The organism is Streptomyces sp. NPDC059897 (assembly GCF_042730865.1).
Lineage (GTDB): Bacteria > Actinomycetota > Actinomycetes > Streptomycetales > Streptomycetaceae > Streptomyces.
Genome location: NZ_JBHWKQ010000009.1, coordinates 77,542 through 103,639, shown reverse-complemented (window position 1 = coordinate 103,639; position 26,098 = coordinate 77,542). Strand labels below are relative to the sequence as shown.

General features: G+C 70.3%; 20 protein-coding genes. 11 read left to right on the top strand and 9 right to left on the bottom strand.

Annotated features, from left to right (window positions below; translation table 11 throughout):
- Positions 1 to 107 precede the first annotated feature (107 nt).
- Positions 108 to 1,184 carry a metallophosphoesterase gene (locus ACFV9W_RS12895; protein WP_385758943.1) on the bottom strand — a complete coding sequence of 359 codons (1,077 nt, stop codon included), beginning with the start codon at positions 1,182 to 1,184 and terminating at the stop codon, positions 108 to 110.
- A 230-nt stretch (positions 1,185 to 1,414) separates the two neighbouring features.
- On the bottom strand, positions 1,415 to 2,527 hold the full coding sequence (locus ACFV9W_RS12890; RefSeq protein WP_385758940.1) for a LacI family DNA-binding transcriptional regulator: 1,113 nt from the start codon (positions 2,525 to 2,527) through the stop codon (positions 1,415 to 1,417).
- Positions 2,528 to 2,894: 367 nt separating this feature from the next.
- Here ACFV9W_RS12890 and hisC point away from each other — a divergent pair, with 367 nt between their 5' ends.
- From hisC to ACFV9W_RS12860, 6 genes are all read left to right on the top strand, one after another.
- Entirely contained in the window at positions 2,895 to 3,974 is a 1,080-nt protein-coding gene (gene hisC / locus ACFV9W_RS12885) for a histidinol-phosphate transaminase (protein ID WP_385758937.1), read from the top strand.
- Positions 3,975 to 4,177: 203 nt separating this feature from the next.
- The gene (locus tag ACFV9W_RS12880; protein ID WP_385758935.1) at positions 4,178 to 5,755 is read left to right on the top strand and encodes a cytochrome ubiquinol oxidase subunit I; all 1,578 of its coding nucleotides are present in this window, start codon (positions 4,178 to 4,180) and stop codon (positions 5,753 to 5,755) included.
- Between the two features lie 14 nt (positions 5,756 to 5,769).
- Positions 5,770 to 6,774, top strand: a complete 1,005-nt coding sequence (gene cydB / locus ACFV9W_RS12875; protein ID WP_385758933.1) for a cytochrome d ubiquinol oxidase subunit II — start codon at positions 5,770 to 5,772, stop codon at positions 6,772 to 6,774.
- Between the two features lie 31 nt (positions 6,775 to 6,805).
- Positions 6,806 to 10,306 (top strand): thiol reductant ABC exporter subunit CydD, encoded by a 3,501-nt coding sequence (gene cydD / locus ACFV9W_RS12870; RefSeq protein WP_385758930.1) that lies wholly within the window; start codon positions 6,806 to 6,808, stop codon positions 10,304 to 10,306.
- 143 nt (positions 10,307 to 10,449) lie between these two features.
- On the top strand, positions 10,450 to 12,180 hold the full coding sequence (locus tag ACFV9W_RS12865) for a GAF domain-containing protein (protein WP_385758927.1): 1,731 nt from the start codon (positions 10,450 to 10,452) through the stop codon (positions 12,178 to 12,180).
- A 130-nt stretch (positions 12,181 to 12,310) separates the two neighbouring features.
- Positions 12,311 to 13,357 (top strand): M23 family metallopeptidase, encoded by a 1,047-nt coding sequence (locus ACFV9W_RS12860; protein WP_385758924.1) that lies wholly within the window; start codon positions 12,311 to 12,313, stop codon positions 13,355 to 13,357.
- An 11-nt stretch (positions 13,358 to 13,368) separates the two neighbouring features.
- On the opposite strand, the gene ACFV9W_RS12855 is transcribed toward ACFV9W_RS12860, so the two are convergent.
- The 5 genes from ACFV9W_RS12855 to ACFV9W_RS12835 form a co-directional block, all read right to left on the bottom strand.
- Entirely contained in the window at positions 13,369 to 14,277 is a 909-nt protein-coding gene (locus ACFV9W_RS12855; RefSeq protein ID WP_385758921.1) for an HAD-IIB family hydrolase, read from the bottom strand.
- 116 nt (positions 14,278 to 14,393) lie between these two features.
- Positions 14,394 to 15,347: an LLM class flavin-dependent oxidoreductase gene (locus tag ACFV9W_RS12850; protein WP_385758919.1), complete on the bottom strand. Its 954-nt coding sequence runs from the start codon at positions 15,345 to 15,347 to the stop codon at positions 14,394 to 14,396.
- A 266-nt stretch (positions 15,348 to 15,613) separates the two neighbouring features.
- Positions 15,614 to 16,579, bottom strand: coding sequence for a MerR family transcriptional regulator (locus ACFV9W_RS12845; protein ID WP_385758916.1), 966 nt, complete (start codon positions 16,577 to 16,579; stop codon positions 15,614 to 15,616).
- Complete coding sequence (locus tag ACFV9W_RS12840) at positions 16,576 to 18,354, bottom strand: SDR family oxidoreductase (RefSeq protein ID WP_385759282.1); 1,779 nt, start codon at positions 18,352 to 18,354, stop codon at positions 16,576 to 16,578. Before ACFV9W_RS12840 ends, ACFV9W_RS12845 begins: the two co-directional genes overlap by 4 nt.
- A gap of 11 nt (positions 18,355 to 18,365) precedes the next feature.
- On the bottom strand, positions 18,366 to 19,208 hold the full coding sequence (locus tag ACFV9W_RS12835; protein WP_385758913.1) for a M24 family metallopeptidase: 843 nt from the start codon (positions 19,206 to 19,208) through the stop codon (positions 18,366 to 18,368).
- A gap of 242 nt (positions 19,209 to 19,450) precedes the next feature.
- Here ACFV9W_RS12835 and ACFV9W_RS12830 point away from each other — a divergent pair, with 242 nt between their 5' ends.
- From ACFV9W_RS12830 to ACFV9W_RS12810, 5 genes are all read left to right on the top strand, one after another.
- Positions 19,451 to 20,467 (top strand): ABC transporter ATP-binding protein, encoded by a 1,017-nt coding sequence (locus ACFV9W_RS12830; protein ID WP_385759279.1) that lies wholly within the window; start codon positions 19,451 to 19,453, stop codon positions 20,465 to 20,467.
- Positions 20,464 to 21,366, top strand: coding sequence for an ABC transporter permease subunit (locus ACFV9W_RS12825; protein WP_385758910.1), 903 nt, complete (start codon positions 20,464 to 20,466; stop codon positions 21,364 to 21,366). Before ACFV9W_RS12830 ends, ACFV9W_RS12825 begins: the two co-directional genes overlap by 4 nt.
- Positions 21,363 to 22,274 (top strand): ABC transporter ATP-binding protein, encoded by a 912-nt coding sequence (locus tag ACFV9W_RS12820; RefSeq protein WP_385758907.1) that lies wholly within the window; start codon positions 21,363 to 21,365, stop codon positions 22,272 to 22,274. The genes ACFV9W_RS12825 and ACFV9W_RS12820 overlap by 4 nt, the downstream gene beginning before the upstream one ends.
- 9 nt (positions 22,275 to 22,283) lie before the next feature.
- Entirely contained in the window at positions 22,284 to 23,003 is a 720-nt protein-coding gene (locus tag ACFV9W_RS12815) for an ABC transporter permease (RefSeq protein ID WP_385758904.1), read from the top strand.
- A gap of 63 nt (positions 23,004 to 23,066) precedes the next feature.
- Positions 23,067 to 23,288: a hypothetical protein gene (locus ACFV9W_RS12810; protein WP_385758901.1), complete on the top strand. Its 222-nt coding sequence runs from the start codon at positions 23,067 to 23,069 to the stop codon at positions 23,286 to 23,288.
- Between the two features lie 303 nt (positions 23,289 to 23,591).
- On the opposite strand, the gene ACFV9W_RS12805 is transcribed toward ACFV9W_RS12810, so the two are convergent.
- Entirely contained in the window at positions 23,592 to 24,419 is an 828-nt protein-coding gene (locus ACFV9W_RS12805; RefSeq protein ID WP_385758898.1) for an HAD family hydrolase, read from the bottom strand.
- Between the two features lie 68 nt (positions 24,420 to 24,487).
- Entirely contained in the window at positions 24,488 to 25,759 is a 1,272-nt protein-coding gene (serS, locus tag ACFV9W_RS12800; protein ID WP_385758896.1) for a serine--tRNA ligase, read from the bottom strand.
- Between the last annotated feature and the right edge of the window lie 339 nt (positions 25,760 to 26,098).

The window sequence follows — 26,098 nt, the reverse complement described above, 5'->3', positions numbered from 1 at the left end:
GGATAAGCCGATGGTAGAGCTGTCACGGCACGCGGTGACAGGGGGTTTCCGGAAATTGGCCGTGCGGCCGGTCGGATCCTCCGCTTTCGCGTGTGCCCCGTGAAGTCTCAGACATCCATGGGGAGTTGCTGCACGAGCAGCTTTCCGGCCATGGTCACGCCGCCGTCCATGGCGATGGCCAGCCCATTCGCGTACACATGCGGGCCTTCGACGGGGGGCCTGCTGTCCTCGCTGTCCCCGTCCTCGCCACCGACCTCGCCGAGCAGATACGGGATCGGGCTGTGGCCGTGCACGATGCGCGAGCCGCCAAAGGCGTCGAGGAGCCGGCGTGCGGCGCCGGGACCCGATTCCTCGTCCTTGAACGCGAACCGCTTGGTGAACTTGCGGAACAGGTCCCAGCACTCGTCCGCGTCATTGCGCGTGAGGGTCTCGCGCACCGTGTCGTTGACGGCCTCGATGGAGTCGCCGTAGTCGAGATACGCGGTGGTGTCCGAGTGCGTGAGCAGGTGGTCGTCCTCGATCTCGATCGCGTCGAGCCGGGACATCCACTGCAGATGCACGTCCTGGAGGCGGTCCATGTCGGCCTTCTGCCCGCCGTTGAGCAACCAGGCCGCCTGGAACGTGGCGGTGCCGGCCCCCGAGTTCACGGGCGTGTCGCCGAACCGCTTCGCGCCGAGCAGCAGCAGCTCGTGGTTGCCCATGAGCGCCTTGCAGTAGCCACCGGCGGCCGCCGCCTCCGCGGACAGCCGCATGACGAGGTCGATGACGCCGATCCCGTCGGGCCCGCGGTCGGTGAAGTCGCCGAGGAACCAGAGGCGCGCGGTGCCCGCCGCCCAGTTGCCCTCGGCGTCGATCAGGCCCTTTTCGTGGAGGGCGGCGACCAGCTCGTCGAGATAACCGTGCACATCGCCGACGACGTACAGCGGGCCGAGGCCCTCGTCCCCGGTGGGCGCGGGCTGCGGCGTCTCGACCTGGACGGTGTCGCCCCGGTTGATGACGGGCAGATCGCGCTCCGTCGGCGTGTAGCCCTCGGGATACGCCTCGGGATTCTCGGCGCCGGGCGCGGGGACGTCGGGGTCCGTCGGCTGTACGTTCGCCGGTACGTCATGGACGTACGCGGGAACACGGAAGTCGCGCAGCGTATCCGTGCCCGCTGCGGGTCCCGGACCGGCCCCCTGAGTCATCGACCCCTCCACCACCATTGCGCCGCCTGTGCACCGTATCGGACTGCCTGGTCGCAGCGGCCCGCGGTGTCGTGCGCCCATCATAGGAATGCGGCTCGCGCTGTGTGATGCACCAGGGGTGGTGAATCGGTGACGGGCGGCTGATCACCGTGCATTTCTCCCGAATTGGTGTGGACTTTTCTCTTCGGAGGAGTCGATGACGAGGTCGATGGAGGGGGCGGGCGGGGTGTTCAGCTCTGTCCCGGAGAGCGCGGAGGGCTGACTGTGGTGCGGTGCGGGCGTCGCTGGGACGAGGTCCGCACGATGAGATCGGTCGGCATCACCTGCTCGACCGGCTGGTCGGACTCGACGCCCTCGATGGCGTCGATGAGGAGCTGCACGACGGATGTTCCGATCCGCCGCGGTTTGAGCGAGAGGGTCGTGATGGGCGGTTCCGTGTTCGCGTAGACATTCGACTCGCTGCAGCAGACCAGCAGCAGGTCGTCCGGGACGCGCAGCCCGTAGCGGCGTGCCGCGGCGAGCAGATCGGTGCCGTTGGGATCGAAGAGGCCGTAGACCGCGTCGGGGCGGTCGGGCCGGGCGAGCAGCCGGTCGGCCGCGACGGCCCCCGCGCAGGGGTCGTGCGCGGGGTACGACTCGTAGACCGGTTCCTGCCCGATCCGCTCGCACCAGCGCAGATACGCCGAGGTGGAGAGGTGTGTGTACGTGTCGGTGGTGGTGCCGGTGAGGAGGCCGATGCGGCGGGCGCCGGACTCGGCGAGGTGGTCGAGGATGCCGAGCACGGCGGCCTCGTGGTCGTTGTCGACCCAGGCGGTCACGGGCAGGGTGCCCGCGGGACGTCCGTCGGAGACGACGGGCAGGCCCTGGCGGACCAGCTCGGTGACGACCGGATCATGGTCGGAGGGGTCGATGACGACGGTGCCGTCGAGCGCGACGTTCGACCACACGTCGTGGCGTGAGGTGGCGGGCAGGATGACGAGGGCGTACCCGCGGGCGAGCGCGGCGGAGGTGGCGGCTCGGGCCATCTCCGCGAAGTACGCGAATTCTGTGAAGGTGAAAGGTTCATCCCCGTACGTCGTCACGGTCAGGCCGATGAGGCCCGATTTCCCGGTACGGAGCGTGCGAGCGGCCGCGGAGGGGCGATAGCCCAACCGGTCGGCGACCTCGCGGACGTGGCGTCGGGTGGCGTCCGGGAGCCGGCCCTTACCGTTGAGCGCATCGGACACAGTCGTGATCGAGACCCCGGCGGCTGCGGCAACGTCTCTGATGCCTGCCCGGCTCGGCCGGGTGCCCCTGCGGGTTGTCTCTGCCCGGCTCACCTGGTGCTTCCCTGCTGCTGTCATGGCGAGCCGATAGTAGGGCTCATTCGGCTGCATGGTGGGGGAGCATATGCAGGCGTTGACAGGCACGTTTCTGCAAGGTGATTGCCCATCATCAACCTTTAAATAAAAGGGAATTGAAGGGTTTGACTATGGCACATCGCTTGTCGTCGCGCATGGGCCTGCCAAGTCGGCGATGTTGCGAGTAGGTCTCAACTCACCTTCACGGGTGATGCGCGCCACGGCGCGAGCCACCGGCGCGCGCCAGGGCGAGGAGCGCTCCCCCCTCTCCGCACGCCTTGCGGAGGGGGCCGGACCCGGGCCATTGGGGCGCGCGGCGAATCCTCTTAAGGTGAGCAGTATTGGAACGGTGCCCACAAGGAGGACTGCGGTGAGCGAGATCAACCCCAAGCTGCGTGCGGAGCTGGCGGGGATCCCTGCCTACAAGCCCGGAAAGCCGGCCGCTGCCGGGGGGCCGGTGGCCTACAAGCTGTCCTCCAACGAGAATCCCTATCCTCCGCTGCCCGGCGTGATGGAGCAGGCGATCGCGGCCGCCGGGACCTTCAACCGCTACCCGGACATGGCGTGCACCGGCCTGATGAACGAGCTGGCCGACCGTTTCGGTGTGCCCGTCAGCCATCTGGCCACGGGGACCGGCTCGGTCGGCGTCGCGCAGCAGCTGCTCCAGGCGACCTCGGGCCCTGGTGACGAGGTCATCTACGCCTGGCGGTCCTTCGAGGCGTACCCGATCATCACGCAGATCAGCGGCGCGAAGTCGGTGCAGGTGCCGCTCACGCCGGACGAGGACCACGACCTCGACGCCATGATCGACGCGATCACGGACCGCACGCGCCTCATCTTCGTCTGCAACCCCAACAACCCCACGGGCAACGCCATCCGCCGGGCCGAGCTCGAGCGGTTCCTCGACCGGGTGCCCTCCGATGTCCTGGTGGTCCTCGACGAGGCGTACCGCGAGTTCATCCGCGACGCCGAGGTGCCGGACGGGGTCGAGATCTACCGGGACCGGCCGAACGTGGCGGTGCTGCGGACCTTCTCGAAGGCGTACGGGCTCGCGGGCCTGCGCGTGGGCTTCGCCATCGCGCACGAGCCGGTCGCCGCGGCGCTGCGCAAGACGGCGGTCCCCTTCGGCGTGAGCCAGCTCGCGCAGGACGCGGCGGTCGCCTCGCTGCGCGCGGAGGACGAGCTGCTCGGCCGGGTCGGTTCGTTGGTGGCCGAGCGCGCGCGGGTCGTCGAGGGGCTGCGGGCGCAGGGCTGGACGGTGCCCGAGACGCAGGCCAACTTCGTGTGGCTGCGTCTGGGGGAGAAGACGATGGACTTCGCGGCGGCCTGTGAGCAGGCGGGCGTGGTCGTGCGGCCGTTCGCGGGCGAGGGCGTGCGGGCCACGATCGCGGAGACCGAGGCCAACGACATCTTCCTGCGGACGGCCGAGGAGTTCCGCAAGGAGCTGTAGGGCGCCGCGCGTTGGCGCGTGCATCGTAGTGACAGGGGTCTCCCGGATTAACGGGGGACCCCCCTTCGTATGCCGACCATCAGTACGACATAATGCTTGTGAATGTGAACGCGTTCACAAGCGTGTCCCGGTTCCTCCCGGGATTTGTGGGATTAAAGGGGCAAACTGCCGCTGTGACCACGGCGATGTAAGGAGAAGACGCAGTGGACCCGACAACGGTCGCCCTCGCGCCGGAGACCCTGGCGCGATGGCAGTTCGGCATCACCACCGTCTACCACTTCCTGTTCGTCCCGCTGACGATCTCCCTCGCCGCGCTCACCGCGGGCCTGGAGACGGCATGGGTGCGCACGGGCAAGGAGAAGTACTTCCACGCCACGAAGTTCTGGGGGAAGCTTTTCCTGATCAATATCGCGATCGGGGTGGCGACCGGTCTCGTGCAGGAGTTCCAGTTCGGCATGAACTGGTCGGACTACTCGAAGTTCGTCGGTGACGTCTTCGGTGCGCCGCTCGCGATGGAGGCGCTGATCGCCTTCTTCTTCGAGTCCACCTTCATCGGCCTGTGGATCTTCGGTTGGGACAAGCTGCCGAAGAAGATCCACTGCGCCTGCATGTGGATGGTGTCGATCGGCACACTGGCCTCGGCCTACTTCATCCTGGCGGCCAACTCCTGGATGCAGCACCCGGTCGGCTACGAGATCGACGAGAAGACCGGGGTGGCCCGGCTCAACGACATCGGGCACGTCCTCTTCCAGAACACCGCGGTCGTCCAGTTCGCGCACACCATCTCCTCCGCCTTCCTGACCGGCGGAGCCTTCATGATCGGCATCGCGAGCTTCCTGCTCTGGAAGATCAAGAAGCAGAAGGACGCCGGCGAACAGGTCGACCGCAAGCGCACCATCACGCTGCGCAGCTCGCTGCGGATCGGCCTGATCACCACGATGATCGCGGGCATCCTGGTCGCCCTCTCCGGCGACCAGCTGGCCAAGGTGATGTTCAAGCAGCAGCCGATGAAGATGGCGGCGGCCGAGGCCCTGTGGGACACGGAATGCCCGGCGCCCTTCTCGATCTTCGCGGTCGGTGATGTGACCAAGGGCCACAACTCCGTCGAGATAGAGCTTCCGGGCCTGCTGTCCTTCCTGGCCGACAGCAACTTCACCAGCTGCGTCCCGGGCATCCAGGAGACCGCCAAGGCCGAGGCCGACAAGTACGGCGGCCAGCCCGAGGACTACATCCCCAACATCTTCGTCACCTTCTGGGGCTTCCGCCTGATGATCGGCATCGGGCTCACCGCTGCCGTCGCCGCGGGCGCCGGGTTCTGGCTGACGCGGAAGAAGCGATGGCTGTTGCCCGAGCATCGAAGGGGTGAGGACGAAATCCCCAAGCTGATGCTCACCAACACGAAGGAACTCGGCCCGACCGTCACAAAGTGGGGCTGGCGGGTCGGCATGGCCTCGCTGATCTTCCCCTTCATCGCCAACTCCATCGGCTGGATCTTCACCGAGATGGGCCGCCAGCCCTGGGCCGTCTTCGGACTGTTCAAGACCGCCGACTCGGTCTCCCCCGGTGTCAGCCAGGCCGAGATGGCGATCTCGCTGACCGCGCTGACCCTGCTGTACGCGGTGCTGTTCTGGATCAACGTACGGCTGATGAAGAAGTACGCCGTCAAGGGTCCGGACACGGACGAGGAACCGCCCACCAAGGATCCGAAGCTGCGTGGTCCTTCGGGGGACGACTCCGATGACGACGACGATGCCGACAAGCCACTGACCTTCGCGTACTGAGAGGAGAAAGCGCCATGGGCCTCAACGATTTCTGGTTCCTTCTGATCGCCGTTCTGTGGACCGGCTACTTCTTCCTCGAAGGCTTTGACTTCGGGGTCGGCATCCTGACGCGGCTGCTGGCGCGCGACAGGACCGAGCGGCGCGTGCTGATCAACATCATCGGCCCGGTGTGGGACGGCAACGAGGTCTGGCTGCTGACCGCCGCCGGCGCCATGTTCGCCGCGTTCCCCATCTGGTACGCGACGTTCTTCAGCGCCTTCTACCTGCTGCTCGTGATCGCGCTGCTGCTGCTGATCGTGCGGGTGCTGTCCTTCGAATACCGGCACAAGCGGCCGGAGGAGAGCTGGCAGCGCAACTGGGAGCTGGTGCTCTTCGTCAGCTCGCTGCTGCTGCCGTTCCTGTGGGGCGTGATGTTCGCCGACATGGTGCACGGCGTGCCGATCAACTCCCAGCAGGACTTCGCCGGTTCGCCCGCCGACCTGCTGACCTGGTGGGGACTGCTCGGCGGGCTCGCCTTCACCGCTCTGTGCACGCTGCACGGGGCCGTGTTCACCGCGCTGAAGACGGTGGGCGACATCCGGGTGCGGGCGCGGAAGCTCGCGACGAAGGCGGGTGTGGCCACCGTGCTGCTGGGCGGCGGCTTCCTCGCCTGGATCCAGGTCGAGAGCGGGACGGCGTGGACCGCGGTGGCGTTCGCCGTGGCGGTCGTCGGGCTGCTCGGGACGCTCGCGATGAACGCCAAGGGGCGCGAGGGCTGGGCGTTCGCCTTCAACGGGGTCGCGATCGCGGCCGTGGTGGCGGCGATCTTCCTGGCCCTGGTGCCGAACGTCATGCCGTCCTCGCTCAACGAGGCGTGGAACCTGACGATCGACAACACGTCCTCGGGCGCGTACACGCTGAAGGTCATGACCTGGGTCGCCGGGATCATGACGCCGCTGGTCCTGCTCTACCAGGGCTGGACCTACTGGGTGTTCCGCAAGCGGCTCGGCACGAACCACATGCCGGCCGAGGCGCACTGAGCTCCCGCCACTACGTGAGGGTGTGTTTCACGTGAAACCGATCGACCAGCGTCTGTTCCGGTACGGCCGGGCCTCGCGCCTCTTCCTGATCGCGGTGGTGGCCCTGGGCGCCGCCGGGGCGGGCCTGGTCATCGCGCAGGCGATGCTCATCGCCGAGATCGTGGTGGGCGCGTTCCAGCACGGCCTCGACGTCGCCGAACTGCGCTCGCCACTGCTGCTGTTGGTGGCGGTGGCGGCCGGGCGCGGGCTCGTGTCCTGGCTGACCGAGCTGGCCGCGCACCGGGCGAGCGCGGCGGTCAAGTCGGAGCTGCGCAGGCGGCTGCTGGAGCGGGCCGCGCAGCTCGGTCCCGGGTGGCTGAGCGGTCAGCGCACCGGGTCCCTGGTGGCGCTCGCGACGCGCGGGGTGGACGCCCTCGACGACTACTTCTCCCGCTATCTGCCGCAGTTGGGGCTCGCGGTGGTGGTCCCGGTGGCGGTGCTCGTCCGCGTCGTCACCGAGGACTGGGTGTCGGCGGCGATCATCGTCGGCACGCTGCCCCTCATCCCGATCTTCATGATGCTCATCGGCTGGGCCACCCAGTCCCGGATGGACCGCCAGTGGCGGCTGCTGTCCCGGCTTTCGGGACACTTCCTGGATGTGGTCGCGGGCCTGCCGACGCTGAAGGTGTTCGGTCGCGCCAAGGCGCAGGCCGAGTCCATCCGCAAGATCACCGGTGAGTACCGCAGGGCGACGATGCGCACCCTGCGGATCGCCTTCCTCTCCTCGTTCGCGCTGGAACTGCTGGCCACGCTGTCGGTCGCGCTCGTCGCCGTGACCATCGGCATGCGGCTCGTGCACGGCGAGATGGACCTGTACATCGGGCTCGTCATCCTGGTGCTCGCGCCCGAGGCGTATCTGCCGCTGCGACAGGTGGGCGCGCAGTATCACGCGGCGGCCGAGGGGCTCGCCGCGGCGGAGGAGATCTTCGCGGTCCTGGAGACGCCGCTGCCGGAGTCCGGCACGCGGGAAGCCCCTTCCGCCGGCGGAATCGGGTTTGAAGGCGTTTCTGTTCGCTACGTAGAGCGCTCTTCGGACGCCGTCTGCGATGTCACCTTCCATGTCGCCGAAAACGAGACCGTGGCGCTCGTGGGGCCGAGCGGGGCGGGCAAGTCGACGCTGATCAGCGCCCTGTTGGGCTTTGTACGCCCTTCCGGCGGGCGCATCTCCGTCGGCGGTGTCGACCTCGCCGAGATCTCGCGCGAGGCGTGGCACGCGCGCGTGGCGTGGGTCCCGCAGCGACCGCAGCTGTACGCCGGGTCGATCGCGGACAACGTGCGGCTCGCGCGGCCGGAGTCGGACGACGCGGCGGTGCTCGCCGCGCTGCGGGAGGCCGGGGCGCTGGAGTTCGTCGAGGCGCTGCCCGAGGGCATGGCGAGCGTGCTCGGGGAGGACGGCGCCGGGCTCTCGGCCGGGCAGCGGCAGCGGCTCGCGCTGGCGCGCGCGTTCCTCGCGGACCGGCCCGTCGTACTGCTCGACGAGCCCACGGCCGCGCTCGACGGGGAGACCGAGGCCGGCATCGTCGACGCGGTGCGCAGGCTCGCCGTGGGGCGGACCGTGCTGCTCGTCGTGCACCGTCCCGCGCTGCTCGCCGTGGCGGACCGGGTCGTACGGATCGAGGCACCGGGCGCGGTGCCGGCGCAGACGCGTGGCGCCGCACAGGGGAGCCCGTCCGTGCAGGCCCTCACCGATGCCGTCGAGACCGCCCCGGCGGAGGCGCGCGGCGACGCTCCCGTGGACCGGCGGCACGTACTCGCACGGCTGCGCGCCGCCGCCAGGCCGCGCCGCTCCCGGCTCACCCTCGCCCTGCTGCTCGGCGCGCTCGCGCTCGGCAGCGCGGTCGGCCTGATGGCGACGTCCGGGTGGCTGATCTCGCGGGCCTCGCAGATGCCGCCGGTGCTGTACCTGATGGTCGCGGTGACGGCCACGCGCGCGTTCGGCATCGGGCGGGCCATCTTCCGGTACCTGGAACGGCTCGTGTCGCACGACGCGGTGCTGCGGATGCTGGCCGACACCCGGGTCGCCGTGTATCGGCGCCTGGAGCGGCTCGCGCCCGCCGGGCTGCGCACGCAGCGGCGCGGCGATCTGCTCTCCCGGCTCGTCGCGGACGTGGACGCGCTGCAGGACTACTGGCTGCGCTGGCTGCTGCCCGCGTCGGCCGCCGCGCTCGTGGGCGCGGGATCGGTGGCGTTCACCGCGTGGCTGCTGCCCGCCGCGGGCGCCGTGCTCGCCGTGGGGCTGCTGCTCGCCGGGGTCGGGGTGCCGCTGCTGTCCGGCGCGGTGTCCCGGCGCGCCGAGCGCCGCCTCGCCCCCGCGCGCGGGGTGCTCGCCACGAAGGTGGCCGAACTGCTCACCGGCACCGCCGAACTGACGGTCTCCGGGGCCCTTCCGCGCCGCAACAAGGAGGCCGCGGAAGCCGATTCCGTGCTGACCCGGATCGCCTCGCGCGCGGCCACCGCGACCGCGCTCGGCGACGGGCTCACCGCGCTGATCACCGGCCTGACCGTGGCGGCCGCCGCGCTCGTCGGCATCCAGGGCGTGCGCACCGGGCAGCTCCACGGGGTGTCGCTCGCGGTCGTCGTCCTGACGCCGCTCGCCGCGTTCGAGGCGGTGCTCGGCCTGCCGCTCGCCGTGCAGCACCGCCAGCGCGTCCACAAGAGCGCCGAGCGGGTCTACGAGGTGCTGGACGCGCCGGAACCCGTACGGGAGCCCGAGCGGCCCGCACAGCCGCCGCAGGACCCCTTCCCGCTCGTCGTGCGCGGCCTCGCCGCCCGCTACGAGGGCCAGGACCGGGACGCGCTCGCCGGCCTCGACCTGACGCTGGAGCGGGGCCGCCGCGTCGCCGTCGTCGGCCCGTCGGGGTCGGGCAAGACGACCCTCGCCCAAGTGCTGCTGCGCTTCCTCGACGCGGACGCCGGGACGTACACGCTCGGCGGTGTCGACGCGGCGGCCCTCGACGGCGACGCGGTCCGGCGGTTCGTCGGGCTGTGCGCCCAGGACGCGCACCTCTTCGACAGCAGCCTGCGCGAGAACCTGCTGCTCGCCAAGAAGGACGCCACCGAGGACGAGCTGTGGGCGGTGCTCGGCCGCGTACGTCTTCGGGAGTGGGCGCAGGCGCTGCCGGACGGGCTCGACACCCTGGTGGGTGAGCACGCCGCACGGCTCTCGGGCGGCCAGCGGCAGCGGCTCGCGCTCGCCCGCGCGCTGCTCGCCGACTTCCCCGTCCTGGTGCTCGACGAGCCCGCCGAGCACCTCGACCTGGAGACGGCGGACGCGCTCACCGCGGACCTCCTGGACGTCACGCGGGGGCGAACGACGGTGTTGATCACACACCGGCTCGCCGGTCTGGAGGCCGTGGACGAGGTGCTGGTGCTGGACGGTGGGCGGGTCGCCCAGCGCGGTCCGTACGCCGAGCTGGCCGCGGTCGACGGGCCGCTTCGGGAGCTGCGGCTTCGGGAGGGCGCGGCGGAGGCGCTGGCCGGCGCGGAGGGCTGAGGCCCCGCCCCGCCTCGCCCCGCCCGGCCCACCTCCGACCACCCGCCCGGCCCACCTCCGGCCGGGCGCCCGGCCCTCCGCCCGGGCGCCGCCCAACCCGATCCCGACTTTCCTCGGCAATTGGTACTAATTAGGCTCGTCGCATGGCAGCACCCACGGACCCCGGCGCCCCTCCTCCCGCTGAGCCCGCCGCGGCGTCCTTGGAGGCGGCGACGCAGGCGACCCGCAGTCTTCACGGTCTGTCGGCCGAGCTGACCGCCCGGCTGCCGCAGCTCCTGGAAGCGATGCGGTCCGTGGGCACGGGCCTCGAACTGCACACCACGCTCGACCGGATCTGCGAGACCGCCGCCGAGCTGACCGACGCCAAGTACGCCGCGATCGGCGTCGTCGACGAGGACGGCGAGGGTCTCTCGGACTTCGTCTACTCCGGGGTCGACGAGGAGACCGCGCGGCGCATCGGGCGGCTGCCCGACGGCCACCGGGGGCTGCTCGGCGCGCTCATCCACGACCCCGTGACCGTGCGCCTCGCGAACCTGGCGGACGACCCGCGCTCCTGCGGTTTCCCCGCGAACCACCCGCCGATGCACACGTTTCTCGGCCTCCCCATCCGCGTACAGGGCGAGATCTTCGGAAACCTCTACCTCACGGAGAAGCACGGCGGCGGCGAGTTCAACGACGGCGACCTGAACATGGTCCGGGTGCTCGCCACGGAGGCGGGCATCGCCATCGGCAACGCGCGCCTCTACGAAGCGGCCAAGCAGCGCGAGCGGTGGATCGACGGCTCGGTGGCGGTGACCACCGCGCTCCTTTCGGGAGGTGACGCGGACGACGCGCTCCAGGTGGTCGCCGAACAGTCCCGGCACCTCTCGGACTCGGCGGCCGGCATCGTGATGCTGCCCGCGGAGGACGGCGGCATGGAGATCGTCGCCGTCGACTCGGACGAGCCCTCCACCGCGCTCGGCGTGATCGTGCCGCCGGAGAGCCGGGTGATCTCCGAACTGCTCGACGGCAAGGCCGTGTTCGTCGAGGACGCGGCCTCCGATCCCCGCATGATGACCGGCCTGGCGCGGGACTACGGGCCTTCCATGATGCTGCCCCTCCAGAGCGGCGGGCGGGTCCTGGGGACGTTGGTGATGACCCGCGCGCGTGGGGACCGGCCGTTCAGCGAGGCGGAGCGCACCCTGGCCACCCAGTTCGCGTCCCAGGCCGCGCTCGCCCTGGTGACGGCCGAGGCGCAGCGCGACCGGGAGCGCCTCGCCGTCCTGGAGGACCGCGACCGGATCGCGCGCGATCTGCACGACCTCGTCATCCAGCGACTCTTCGCCACCGGGATGATGCTGGAGACCGCCCAGCGCCGCTCCGTGGTGCCCGAGGTGCAGACCGGCGTCGGCAAGGCGGTCGACGAGCTCGACACCACGATCCAGGAGATCCGCACCGCGATCTTCGCGCTCCAGCAGGGGCCGGCCGAGGCGCCGTCGGGGCTGCGCACCAAGGTGCTCCGCGAGATCAACATGGCCGCCGTGCCGCTCGGGTTCAAGCCCTCGCACCGCTTCCTCGGGCCGGTCGACACGGTCGTCGGCGAGCTGACCGGAAAGCACCTCATCGCGGCGCTGCGCGAGGCCCTGTCGAACGCGTTCCGGCACGCGGAGGCCGACCGCATTGACGTCGTCGTGGACGCCACCGTGCTCCTCCCCGACGGGCAGCAGGGCGTCCGTCTGACGGTCGCGGACGACGGCGTGGGCATCAAGGAGGGCGGACGGCGCAGCGGCCTGAAGAACCTCCAGAAGCGGGCCGAATCGCTCGGCGGCGCCAGCTGGCACGGTCCGGGGCTCGACGGGGACGGCACGACGGTGGTGTGGCAGGCCCCCTACTGAGGACCGCCTGCCCCGGCAGGCCGCGCAGCCCCGGTTTGGCGGTACGTTCCTGCGCCGTACGGGGCACCCGTTCCCTCGGCCGTACCAGCTCCACAGGAAGCCCGGCGTGCGGCGGTCGACGATCCGATGCATGCGTCCTGGACCCCGCCGCACCGGCACATCGCTCGTCTTCCCGGTGCTGCTGTGCGCCCTCGTGGCCCTCGGTGGCCTGCCCACGGTCTCGCAGGGAGCGGAGGGCCCGGAGGCGAGCGCGGACGTCGCGCGCCTCTACGAGGAGGCGTCCACGGCGACGCAGCGCTACGAAGCGGGCCGCAAGGCCGTCTCCGTACAGAAGGCGAGGGCGCGGTCGATGGAACGGCTGCTCGTGCGGGAGCGGCGGCAGATCTCCGTGCTGCACAAGGACCTCGGCCGGATCGCCCGTGCCCAGTACCGCAGCGGCGGCGACATCCCGATCACGGCGCAGATGCTGCTCGCCGGGAACCCCGAGAAGCTGATGCGCGGTCAACGGGCGGTGTGGCAGGCCGATCTGGCGCTCAACAACGCCGTGGACAAGAGCAGACGGGCCGAGCGCCGACTCGCCGACGGGCAGCGCAGGGCGGCGAACGCGTGGCGCTCTTTGAAGGAGAGCAACGCACGACTCGTCATCCTTAAGAAGGGCATCGAAAGCAAGCTCGAAGCGGCGCGTTGGCAGCTCCAGGGGCAGGCGGACAGCTCGGTCGCCGCCGGAAAGTGCCGGGGCGCCGTACGCCTCAAGGAGCCGAAAAACCCCACCACGCGCGCGTGGGTGCCTCCCGTGGAGAAGTACGAGCTGTCCGCGGGCTTCGACAGCGCGGGCGAGCGCTGGTCGCACCGGCACACCGGACAGGACTTCGCGGTCGACATCGGTACGCCGGTGCGGTCGGTGGGCGCGGGCCGCGTGGTGAGCGTGTCCTGCGGCGGCGCCTTCGGCATCGAGGTCGTCGTACGGCACGGCGGCTACTACACGCAGTACGCGCATCTCGCCGCGGTCACCGTCGACCAGGGACAGAAGGTCCGCGCCGGGCAGTGGGTCGGCCAGTCCGGCACCACCGGCAACTCGACGGGGCCGCACCTCCACTTCGAGGTGCGGCTCACGCCGTATCTGGGCTCCGGGGTGGACCCGGCGAAGTGGTTCGCCGAACGCCACGTGAAGCTGTAGCCGTCGTGGAGCTACCGGGCGGGGGCGTGCGCGGCCAGGATGTCCTCGATGACGCGGGCGACGCCGTCCTCGTTGTTGGTCGCGGTGCGGCCGGTCGCGGAGGCCAGGACCTCGGGGTGCGCGTTCCCCATCGCGTAGGACGTGCCCGCCCAGGCGAGCATCTCCATGTCGTTGGGCATGTCCCCGACGGCGACCACCTCGGCGGGGTCGATGCCGCGCTCAGCGCAGCACATGGCGAGCGTGCTCGCCTTGGAGACGCCGGGGCCGCTGATCTCCAGGAGCGCGCTCGGGCTCGACCGGGTGATCGCCGCCCGGTCGCCCACACCCGCGCGGGCCAGCGCCAGGAAGGCGTCGGGGTCGAGCTCGGGGTGGTACGCGAGGAGCTTGAGCACCGGCTGGTCCGCGACGGCCGCGCCCTCGAAGTCGGCGGCCAGCAGCTTCTCCGCCGGGGCGACGGTCTCCCCGGGGTCCAGGTGCAGCGGCGGGTACGTCGGCTCGTGGTGCAGGCCGCCCGTGCGTTCGACGGCGAACGTGGTGCCGGGGGCGGTCGCCCGCAGGATGCGGACGACGTCGAGGGCGTCCGGGACCGTCAGCTCGCGGATCTTCACGAAGCGGTGCTCTCCCGCGCCACCGTGCAGGTCCACGACGGCGGCGCCGTTCCCGCAGATCGCCAGGCCGTGGCCGTGCACATGGTCGCTGACGACATCCATCCAGCGGGCCGGACGGCCCGTCACGAAAAAGACCTCGATGCCGGCCTCCTCAGCGGCGGCGAGCGCGGCGACCGTACGCGGCGAAACGGTCTTGTCGTCGTGCAGCAACGTTCCGTCGAGGTCGGTGGCGATCAGCCGGGGCGTGGGGGCGGAGGGGGCCGGAGTCCGGGGCCCGGGAGTCGGTGAGGTCACCGACCCATGGTCGCGCATATGCGTGCACGGGCGTGCTGCGGGGCGCACATATGAGTACGCACCTGGCTCATGCGCCCCGCCCGGATCCCGGTGTGACGGAGTCCCTTTCAGTCGAGTCGGTGGAGTCAGCCGAGTCAGTCGAGTTGGGCCAGCGCCTCCGTGGCGATCGACTCGAAGGTCTTCTGGTCGGCGGCGAACGCGGTGTCGGGGATCGGCCAGTGCAGGACGAGCTCCGTGAAGCCCAGCTCCCGGTGCCTGCCCGCGAAGTCCACGAAGGCGTCGACGGAGGTGAGGGGCCGGGTGCGGTCCGGGGTGAATCCGGTGAGCAGGATCTTGTCCGGTTCGTCCGCGTCACGGCCGATGGCCTCGCACGCCGCGGCCAGCTTCGAGACCTGCCCACGAATGGCCTGAATCGACTCCTCCGGGGTGCCCGTCTCGTACAGCTTCGGGTCGCCGGTGGTCACCCACGCCTGCCCGTGCCGCGCGGCGAGCTTCAGGCCGCGCGGGCCCGTCGCGGCCACCGCGAACGGCAGCCGGGGGCGCTGCACACAGCCCGGGATGTTCTGCGCGCCGACGTCGCCGCCCGCCGAGTAGAACGTCCCGTCGTACGAGACCGTGTCCTCGGTGAGCAGCCGGTCGAGCAGCGGAACGAACTCCGCGAAGCGGTCGGCCCGCTCGCGCGGCGTCCACGGCTCCTGCCCGCTGTGGGTGAGGGCGCTCGCGTCGAAGCCCGTGCCGCCCGCGCCGATTCCGAGCGTGATCCGGCCACCGGAGATGTCGTCGAGCGAGATCAGCTCCTTGGCGAGCGTGACGGGATGCCGGAAGTTCGGCGAGGTCACGAGGGTGCCCAGGCGGATCCGCTCGGTGGCGGTCGCCGCGGCCGTCAACGTCGGGACCGCCCCGAACCACGGCCCGTCCCGGAACGGCACCCGCCAGGACAGGTGGTCGTACGTGTACGCGGTGTGGAAGCCCAGCTCCTCCGCGCGCAGCCAGGCCTCGCGGGCGCCCTCGTGCCAGCGCCGGTGGGGCAGGATCACGGTGCTCAGGCGCAGCGGGCGAGGGGGCGTGGCGGGAGCGTTCTCGTTCATACCTGCGAGCGTAAGCGGATCTCTCGCACATCTCGCCCGGAGCTCGCCGGGGGCCGGCCCGGCCTCCTCGCGAGCGGCCCCTGATTCCGCCCTCGCGGATTCCCTCCTCGGATTCCCCCCTCGGGTTCCCTCCTCGGGGTCCTTCTGATTTCCTCTCGGGCCGCCGCGATTTCTCTCGGATTCAATCAAGAAATTTTGGGCCGGATGTTTGATCCACAGCCAAGTCAAGTTATCCACAGGCCAGTTGGCGATTCTGTGGACAACTCTCAAGCAGGAAAGCCCTTTTGGCCAACAGTAGGAGTATTGCTGTGGTTTGAGGTCAATGTGTCCAATGTCCTTGTGTGTACCTCGCGTTCGGCGGCAGCCGCGATGAACGTCGAGGCGTGCTCCGGGCCAACAAGGCTGCGTACGGCCCGCATTGTCGCCGCCGGTATCGCGACGGACTGCGGCTCTTCCACCACCTCGGCCGGAGTGCCTTCGGCGAGGTGGTGACGCAGGTGCCGAGTGGCGAACATCCGCATCGCGCGGGCCAGTTCGGCGTCCACCGACTGCTGTGCGAGCGGCCGGAGCCGCCGCACGAGCGAGGCCGCTTCGGCGGCTTCCGCGTCCGTCGGCGGCTGCGGACCGAGATAGCGCACGAAGACGTGCTCGGTGGTGAACTCCAGGAAACGCGCCGCTATATGTTCGACGTGCCCCCTCAACTCCCGTAGATGCCCGGAAATTGCGGACAGCGGAACGCCCGCGGCATGCAACTCCGCTGCCACGGCCAGCTCTTGAGGGCTCGGGACGAGGAACTCGTCGTCCCTGCCGGGTATGCGCTCGAGCACGCCGAGTTCGACCGCGTCCAGCACGGCGGCCTCGTCGGGGTCGCCGCCGAACTTCTCGTCGAGCTCCGCGCGCGTGATGCGACCCGCCCGCTCGTCCGTCCACGGGCCGTCCACCTCCGCGACCAGACCGAGCACGCCGCCCAGGCCGCGCCCCGCGTCCCAGGCCTCCAGGAGCTCCTTGATGGACGCCAGGGTGTAGCCGCGGTCCAGCAGGTCGGCGATCTGGCGCAGCCTGGACAGATGCGTGTCCGTGTACACATTGGCCCGCCCGCGGCGCTCGGGCCGCGGCAGCAGCCCACGGTCCTGGTAGGCGCGGATCGTGCGCACCGTGGCACCGCTGTGGTGGGCCAGGTCCTCGATCCGGTACTCGGCGGTGGGCCGCGCCGCCGCGTCGCCCGTACTCACAGCGGTGGCTCCATCCGGGCGACCGCGCGCAGCGCCTTGGGCGTGAAGCGGGACATGAGGTGGGCGCCGCGGGCCTCCGGGGTGACCGGGACGACCGCCTTGTCGTGCACGACGGCGCCCAGGATCGCGTCCGCGACCTTCTCCGGCGGGTAGTTGCGCAGTCCGTACAGGCGCGAGGACTTCTTCTGGCGGCGCTTCTCCTCCTCGGCGTCCACGCCGGCGAAGCGGGCCGTCGCCGTGATGTTCGTGTTCACCAGGCCGGGGCAGATCGCGGAGACCCCGATGCCCTGATCGGCCAGCTCGGCGCGCAGGCACTCGCTGAGCATCAGGACGGCGGCCTTGGACGTCGAGTACGCGGGAAGCGCCTTGGAGGGCTGGTACGCCGCCGCGGACGCGGTGTTCACGATGTGGCCGCCCTGCCCGCGCTCGGCCATCTGCTTGCCGAAGAGGCGGCAGCCGTGGATGACGCCCCACAGATTGACGTCGAGGACCTTCTTCCAGTCCTCCGGTGTGGTGTCGAAGAACGAGCCGGACAGGCCGATCCCCGCGTTGTTCACCAGCACGTCGACCACGCCGTACTCGGCGGCGACCTTCTCGGCGAGCTTCTCCATGGCCTGCTCATCGGTGACGTCCACGGTCTCGCCCCAGGCCTCGGGGGCGCCTATGAGGCGGGCCAGCTCGGCGGTCCGCGCGGCGCCCTCCGCGTCCCGGTCGACGGCGACCACGCGCGCGCCGGCCTCCGCGAAGGCGAACGTGGTGGCCCGGCCGATGCCGCTGCCCGCACCGGTCACCAGGACCAGCTGTCCCGCGAACCGGTCCGCGTGCTTGCCGTCGGGCGCGGGGCGCTGCGCGGGGACCCCGGCCTCCTGCCCCTCGTTCGCGGTGACGAACTCGGTGATCCAGGCGCTGAGCTGATCGGGCCTGGTGCGCGGAACCCAGTGCTTGGCGGGCAGTACGCGGCGCGTCAGCTGGGGCGCCCACAGCTCCAGCTGGTCGTACAGCTTCGGCGACAGGAAGGCGTCCCCGAGCGGCGTGATGAGCTGCACGGGCGCGTGCGCGTACGCGTCCTCGCGCGGTCGGCGCAGCCGCGCCCTTACGTTGTCCCGGTACAGCCAGGCGCCGCGCGCGGCGTCCGAGGGCAGCGACTTCGTCGGGTAGTCGCCCGCCGGGACCCGCTCGACGCGCTCCAGGATCTTCGGCCAGCGCTTGCCGAGCGGGCCGCGCCAGGCGAGTTCGGGCAGCACGGGCGTGTGCAGCATGTACACGTACCAGGACTTGGCGCCCTGGCCGAGCAGCTGGCCCACCTTGGCCGGTGTGGGCTTCTTCATGCGCTGCTTGATCCAGTGCCCGAAGTGGTCGAGGGAGGGGCCCGACATCGACGTGAAGGACGCGATGCGGCCCTGTGTGCGCTTGACCGTGACGAACTCCCACGACTGCACGGAACCCCAGTCGTGCCCCACCAGGTGCACCGGCCGGTCCGGGCTCACCGCGTCGACGACCGCCAGGAAGTCGTCCGTCAGCTTCTCCAGGGTGAAGCCGCCGCGCAGCGGCTGCGGTGCCGTCGACCGGCCGTGGCCGCGAACGTCGTAGAGCACCACGTGGAAGTGGTCCGCGAGGCGCGCGGCGACCTCCGACCACACCTCCTTGGAGTCCGGATAGCCGTGCACGAGCACCACCGTCGGCCGCTCGGCCCCGCCGGGCTCGCCCAGCTCGACGACGCACAGCTCGATACCGCCCGTGCGCACCCGGCGCTCGCGCGCGCCGTCGATCCTCATCAGGTCCGTCATCAGATGCCCTCCGCCCAGCGCCGCACGTGCGGCAGATCGTCGTCCAGCCAAAAGGCGCTCTCCTGCGGGTCCTTGGAGTCAGTGACCACGAGGAGCTCCTCGAACTTGGCGCCCGTGCCCCGGAATCCGAGGTGCGGCTCGACCGCCCACAGGCCCGGCTGCGGTGGATGGTCGGAGAACTTGTACGGCGACCACAGCGGCGACCAGCCGTCCCGGTGCCCGTGCAGCGCGTCGCTCGCCAGGCCCTTCAGGGACTGGGTGCCGAAGCCGAACAGCGTGGGGTTGACCCGCCGTTGCTTGACCCGGTCGACCTTGTGCGCGATCACGCCGAAGGGATACGCCCGGTGCCGGTTCGCATAGCCCTGGCGGACCATCAACCGCTCCACGTCCTCGTAGATCTCCCGCAGGGAGCGCCGCTCGCGCACCTCGCGCAGGAGCAGCTCGCGGTGCGCCTCGAGGTCCGAAAGGAGCTTGTCGTGCACGGGGTTGAGGCCGAGGCAACCCGAGTAGCCGATGTCCGCGGTGTAGCCCTGGTGGACCGGCGCCATGTCGAGGATGAAAGGCATCCCCGCCTCCAGCTTCCGGTTCGTCGGGAAGAACTGCAGCGGCACGCGGAAGTTCACGAACGCCGTGCGGTCCCCGAACCAGGCGAAGGGCAGATGGAACCAGTCCTTCACCCCGCGCTCGCGCAGCCACTCCCGCTGCATCCGCGCGGCCTCGCGCTCGGTCACGCCCGGCTTGAGCTGCGCCGCGACCGATTCCGCGCATGCGTACGCGAGCCTCTGCACTTCTCTGAACCCCCGTAGCTCCGCCGAGAGTTCACGTACCACCGCTGAGGTCATGCCACCGTCCGTCCCGGTCGCGGCCGCCCCGATGCAGTGACCGGGACGTCGCCGTACGCGTTCGTAACTTGACATTGATGAATGTGACAATGCCCGGCGGCGACGTCAAGGGGTGTGCACGGTCTGCTCGGGTCTACTCAGGGAGGACCCCTAGGGCCCCGTAATACTCAGGTCTCATACGAGGTCGACCCCACGGTCTGACGAATTGGTGTGGCCTGCGCCACTACGGTCGAACCGTGACTGTGATCGCGACCGAAAGCCTGAGCAAGCGGTTCCCCAAGGTGACCGCGCTTGACCGGCTGACCATGGACATCGGGCCCGGTGTGACCGGACTCGTCGGGGCCAATGGAGCCGGCAAGTCCACCATGATCAAGATTCTGCTTGGTCTGTCCCCCGCGTCGGAGGGCCGCGCCGAAGTGCTCGGGCTCGACGTCGCGACAAAGGGGGGTGAGATCCGTGAGCGGGTCGGATACATGCCGGAGCACGACTGCCTGCCGCCCGACGTCTCGGCCACCGAGTTCGTCGTCCACATGGCGCGCATGTCGGGCCTGCCTCCGACGGCCGCCCGCGAGCGCACCGCCGACACCCTGCGGCACGTCGGGCTCTACGAGGAGCGCTACCGCCCCATCGGCGGCTACTCGACGGGCATGAAGCAGCGCGTGAAGCTGGCCCAGGCGCTCGTGCACGACCCGCAGCTGGTGTTCCTGGACGAGCCGACGAACGGCCTGGACCCGGTCGGCCGTGACGACATGCTCGGCCTGATCCGGCGCGTGCACACCGACTTCGGCATCTCCGTCCTCGTCACCTCGCACCTCCTCGGCGAGCTGGAGCGCACCTGCGACCACGTCGTCATCATCGACGGCGGCAAGCTGCTGCGCTCCAGCTCCACCACGGACTTCACGCAGGCCACGGCGACGCTGGCGATCGAGGTCACCGACAGCGACGACCACCCGGACGGCACCAAGGCGCTCCGCGAGGCCTTCGCGCAGCGCGGCATCGAGACCAGCACCGGCGGCGAACTCCCCGGCGCCGGGCACACGGTCCTGATCACGGCCCAGGGCGAGGAGACCTACGACGTCGTGCGCGACGTCGTCGCGGACCTCGGCCTCGGCCTGGTCCGGATGGAACAGCGCAGGCACCAGATCGCGGAGGTCTTCCGCCCCGAGGCCGAGCAGCAGCCGGAGCAGGACTCCGAGCGCGCCGCCGCCTGGGCGGCCACCGCCGCATCGCAGCAGCAGACGGGAGGCGCGGCGCGATGACCACCGAGCCCAGCGCTGTGGACCGCGCGTCCACCCAGATCCACAACATCGGCTACCGCCACTACGACGGCCCCCGCCTGGGCCGCGCGTACGCCCGCCGCTCGCTCTTCTCGCAGAGCCTGCGCGGTGCCTACGGACTGGGCCGCTCGGCCAAGTCCAAGGTGCTGCCGATGCTGCTCTTCATCGTGATGTGCGTCCCGGCGCTGATCATGGTCGCGGTGGCCGTCGCCACGAAGGCGAAGGACCTCCCCGTCGACTACACGCGCTACGCGGTCATCCTCCAGGCGGTGATCGGCCTCTACGTGGCATCCGCGGCGCCGAACGCGGTCTCCCTCGACCTGCGCTTCAAGTCGATCCCGCTCTACTTCTCCCGCCCCATCGAGCGCGTCGACTACGTGGTCGCGAAGTGCGCCGCCATGGCATCGGCCCTGTTCATCCTCACGGCCGCGCCGCTGATCGTGCTCTACGCAGGCTCTCTGCTCGCCAAGCTGGACTTCACGGAGCAGACCAAGGGATTCGCCCAAGGACTGGTATCCGTGGCGCTGTTGTCACTGCTCTTCGCCGGGATCGGACTCGTCGTCTCCGCCGTCACCCCGCGCCGCGGGTTCGGTATCGCCGCCGTCATCGCCGTCCTGACCATCTCCTACGGCGCGGTGTCCACGGTCCAGGCGATCGCCGACGCGCAGGACAACGGCGGGGCGGTGACCTGGCTCGGTCTCTTCTCCCCGATCACGCTCATCGACGGAGTGCAGACCGCCTTCCTCGGGGCGAGCTCCTCCTTCCCGGGGGCGCACGGCCCCTCGGCGGCCGAGGGCCTCGTCTACCTGCTCGTCGTCCTCGGGCTCATCGCCGGCTCCTACGGGCTGCTGATGCGCCGCTACCGGAAGGTCGGACTGTGACCACGATCAACATCGACCACGTCTCACGCTGGTTCGGCAACGTGGTCGCCGTCAACGACGTCACCATGAACATCGGCCCCGGCGTCACCGGCCTGCTCGGTCCGAACGGCGCGGGGAAGTCCACGCTCATCAACATGATGGGCGGCTTCCTCGCCCCCTCGAACGGCTCGGTGACCCTCGACGGACAGCCGATCTGGCGCAACGAACAGATCTACCGGCACATCGGCATCGTCCCCGAGCGCGAGGGGATGTACGACTTCCTCACGGGTCGCGAATTCGTCGTCGCCAACGCCGAGTTGCACGGCCTCGGCAAGAAGGCCGCCGGCGAGGCGCTGGCCACCGTCGAGATGGAGTACGCGCAGGACCGCAAGATCTCGACGTACTCCAAGGGCATGCGCCAGCGCGTGAAGATGGCCTCCGCGCTCGTCCACACGCCGTCGGTGCTGCTGCTCGACGAGCCGTTCAACGGCATGGACCCGCGCCAGCGCATGCAGCTCATGGACCTGCTGCGGCGCATGGGGGACGAGGGGCGCACGGTCCTGTTCTCCTCGCACATCCTCGAAGAGGTCGAGCAGCTCGCCTCCCACATCGAGGTGATCGTCGCGGGCCGGCACGCCGCGAGCGGCGACTTCCGTAAGATCCGCCGCCTGATGACCGACCGCCCGCACCGCTATCTGATCCGCTCCAGTGACGACCGGGCCCTGGCCGCCGTGCTGATCGCGGACCCGTCCACGGCGGGCATCGAGGTCGACCTGAAGGAGGGCGCGCTGCACGTCCAGGCCGTCGACTTCGGCCGGTTCACGACGCTGCTGCCGAAGGTCGCGCAGGCGCACGGCATCCGGCTGCTCACGGTCTCGCCGTCCGACGAGTCCCTCGAGTCCGTCTTCTCGTATCTGGTCGCGGCGTAGGAGGCCCTGATGTACGACCCCACTGTCGCCCGACTCACCTACCGGGCCCTGCTCGGCAGGCGCCGGGCCCTCATCCTCTTCGCGCTGCCCGTACTGCTGGTCGTGATCTCCGCGCTCGTGCGCGGGCTCACGGGGGCCGACGACCAGACCGCGTCCGACCTGCTCGGCGGCTTCGCGCTCGCCACGATGGTGCCGCTGATCGGCGTCATCGCGGGGACCGGGGCCATCGGCCCGGAGATCGACGACGGCTCCGTCGTCTACCTGCTGTCGAAGCCGATCAAGCGGCCCACGATCATCTTCACCAAGCTCATCGTGGCGATCGGCGTGACCATGGTGTTCTCCGCGGTCCCGACCTTCATCGCCGGCCTGATCCTGAACGGGAACGGGCAGCAGATCGCCGTCGCCTACACGATCGCCGCCCTGGTGGCCTCGATCGCCTACGCGGCGATCTTCCTCCTGCTCGGCACGATCACCCGGCACGCGGTCGTCTTCGGCCTCGTCTACGCCCTCGTGTGGGAGGCCCTCTTCGGGTCCCTGGTCTCCGGGGCGCGCACGCTCAGCGTGCAGCAGTGGTCGCTCGCGGTCGCCCAGAAGGTGGCCGGCGGCGACCTCGTCACCTCGGACGTGGGGCTGCCGCTCGCGACGGTCCTCCTGGTGGTGGTGACGGTCCTGGCGACCTGGTACGCCGGGCAGAAGCTGCGGACCCTGAAGCTGGCCGGAGAGGAGTAGCTCTTGACGCCGCTTTCACCCTCCCGCCAGGACACTGGTCGGGAGGGTGAGGAGGAACAGGACATGGCAGGCGAATCGAAGAACGACGACGCCTGGGACGGCGTGGTCCTGGACACCGACTTCATACGCGCCGCCGAGGCGACCGAACCGTCCGCGCGGGCCCGGATGCTCGCCGAGCGATGGCGGGACGGAGGGCCCGAGCCCCAGCCGTGGCGTTCGGACGAGCCACCCGCGGGATGGTTCTTCAGCAAGGCACGGCGGCGCAGGTGGCGCCGCCGCCGCTGAATAATTCGGTGGCGTCGAACTCCGCGGCGCGGCACAGTAGTTGGGTCAGCACGCCGACCGTGGCGTCCGAGGACCGGGAGAGGAGCGCGGCGATGTCATGCAGTAGTCCGTCGAGCTCCCGGCAGGGCGGCCCGAGGCAGGCTCCGGAGTAGTCATTGCACTCCGTCGAGCCCGTCACGGAGGCCGCCCGGGGCGGCCGCTTCGAGCGCGTGTCCTTCTTCCGTGGCACGCGGGCCGCCCACCCTTCGCAGCGAGGGCCGGCCCCGGTTCAACCGGGACCGGCCCTCGCCGCATGCGGGCACATCAAGCCGCGAGCAAGCGCTCCAGCACCACCGCGATCCCGTCGTCCTCGTTCGACGACGTCACCTCGTCGGCCACCGACTTCAGCTCGTCGTGCGCGTTCGACATCGCCACGCCGTGGGACGCCCAGCCGAACATCGGAATGTCATTGGGCATGTCACCGAAGGCGATCGTGTCGACGGCCTTCGCACCCAGGCGGCGAGCCGCCAGGGAAAGCCCCGTGGCCTTGGACAGGCCGAGCGGGAGCAGCTCCACGATGCCCTCGCCCGCCATCGTGACGCCCACCAGACCGCCCGCGGCGGTGCGCGCCACCTCCGCCAGCTCGTCGTCGGTCAGGCCCGGATGCTGCACGTACACCTTGTTGAGGGGCTGCGCCCACAGCTCGGCGAGCTCCGTGAACGGGACGACCGGAAGCGGACCGTCCTGCACCTGGTAGCCGGGGCCGACGATGACCTCGCCCTCGATGCCGTCGCGGCTCGCGGCGAGCGCCAGCGGACCGATCTCGGCCTCGATCTTGGCGAGCGCGATCCCCGCCAGCTGCCGGTCGAGCGTCACCGAGGTGAGCAGCCGGTGCTCCCCCGCGTCATAGACCTGCGCGCCCTGGCCGCACACCGCGAGGCCCTCGTAGCCGAGGTCGTCGAGGATGTGCCGGGTCCAGGGCACCGCCCTGCCGGTCACGATGATGTGCGCGGCGCCCGCCGCGGTGGCCGCGGTGAGCGCCTCACGCGTGCGCTCGGAGACCGTGTCGTCGGAACGCAGCAACGTTCCGTCGAGATCGGTCGCCACGAGCTTGTACGGAAAGGCAGGGGCGAGGGGAGCGGGGTGGCTCACTTGGGGTTCGGCTCCAGGCTGTCGGGCTGTTCAGGCCGCGCGGGCCCGTCGGGCCGCTCAGTCTGCGATTACTTGGGGTCCAGGGTGGTGCGTCCCCCAAGGTACGGCCGCAGCATCTCCGGAACCCGCACCGAGCCGTCCGCCTGCTGGTGATTCTCCAGAATGGCCACGATCGTGCGCGGGACGGCGCACAGCGTGCCGTTCAGCGTCGCCAGCGGCTGCACCTTCTTGCCCTCGCGCATCCGGATGGACAGGCGGCGCGCCTGGAATCCGTCGCAGTTCGAGGCCGAGGTCAGCTCGCGGTACTTGCCCTGGGTCGGGATCCACGCCTCGCAGTCGAACTTGCGCGAGGCCGAGGAGCCGAGGTCCCCGGTGGCGACGTCGATCACCTGGAAGGGCAGCTCGAGGCCGGTCAGCCACTGCTTCTCCCACTCCAGGAGGCGCTGGTGCTCGTTCTCCGCGTCCGCCGGGTCGATGTACGAGAACATCTCGACCTTGTCGAACTGGTGCACGCGGAAGATGCCGCGGGTGTCCTTGCCGTACGTGCCGGCCTCGCGGCGGAAGCACGGCGAGAAACCGGCGTAGCGCAGCGGCAGCTGGTCCGCGTCGACGATCTCGTCCATGTGGTACGCGGCGAGCGGGACCTCGGAGGTGCCGACCAGGTAGTAGTCGTCCTTCTCCAGGTGGTACACGTTCTCCGCGGCCTGGCCGAGGAAGCCCGTGCCCTCCATGGCGCGCGGGCGCACCAGGGCCGGGGTCAGCATCGGCGTGAAGCCGGCCTCGGTGGCCTGCGCGATCGCCGCGTTGACGAGCGCGAGCTCCAGGAGAGCGCCGACGCCCGTCAGGTAGTAGAAGCGCGAGCCGGAGACCTTCGCACCGCGCTCGACGTCGATGGCGCCGAGCGCCTCGCCGAGCTCCAGGTGGTCCTTGGGCTCGAAGCCCTCGGCACCGAAGTCGCGGATGGTGCCGTGCGTCTCCAGGACGACGAAGTCCTCCTCGCCGCCGCGCGGGACGTCGGGGTGCACGATGTTGCCCAGCTGGAGGGCCAGGCGCTGCGTCTCCTCCTCGGCCTCGCGCTGCTCGGCCTCGGCGGCCTTGACGGCGGCGGAGAGCTCGCCCGCCTTCTTGAGGAGGTCCTGCTTCTCCTCGGGCGAGGCCTTGGGGATCAGCTTGCCGAGCGACTTCTGCTCGGAACGGAGTTCGTCGAAGCGGAGCCCGGACGACCTGCGCCGCTCATCGGCGGACAGGACGGAGTCGACGAGCGCGACGTCCTCTCCACGGGCGCGCTGGGAGGCGCGAACACGGTCGGGGTCCTCACGGAGCAGGCGAAGGTCAATCACCCCTCAAGGCTACCGTTGCCCGCTTCCGGCCCACGACCCGATATCCGTTGCACTCCCTTATGCCCTATTTGCCGGAATGTGAATTAAGGGTGGAGCGAGGCTGGAAAAGATCCACATCGGGCTCGCGGGGTGCGTCAAGGAAAGCCGCCTCTTTCCCTTGAAAGGGGCAGATGCGGCACTTCACCTTGACCCGATCCCCTTGCTGCGGGCGGGACTTGGGGCCCGCTGTCCACAGCGATGCACAGGCCGGAAAAGTTATCCACAGGCTGTGAGAATGATCTGTGGACGCCGGAAGAGATCATTCCGAAAGCCACATGCGTAACGAAGAATTCCCCTCTC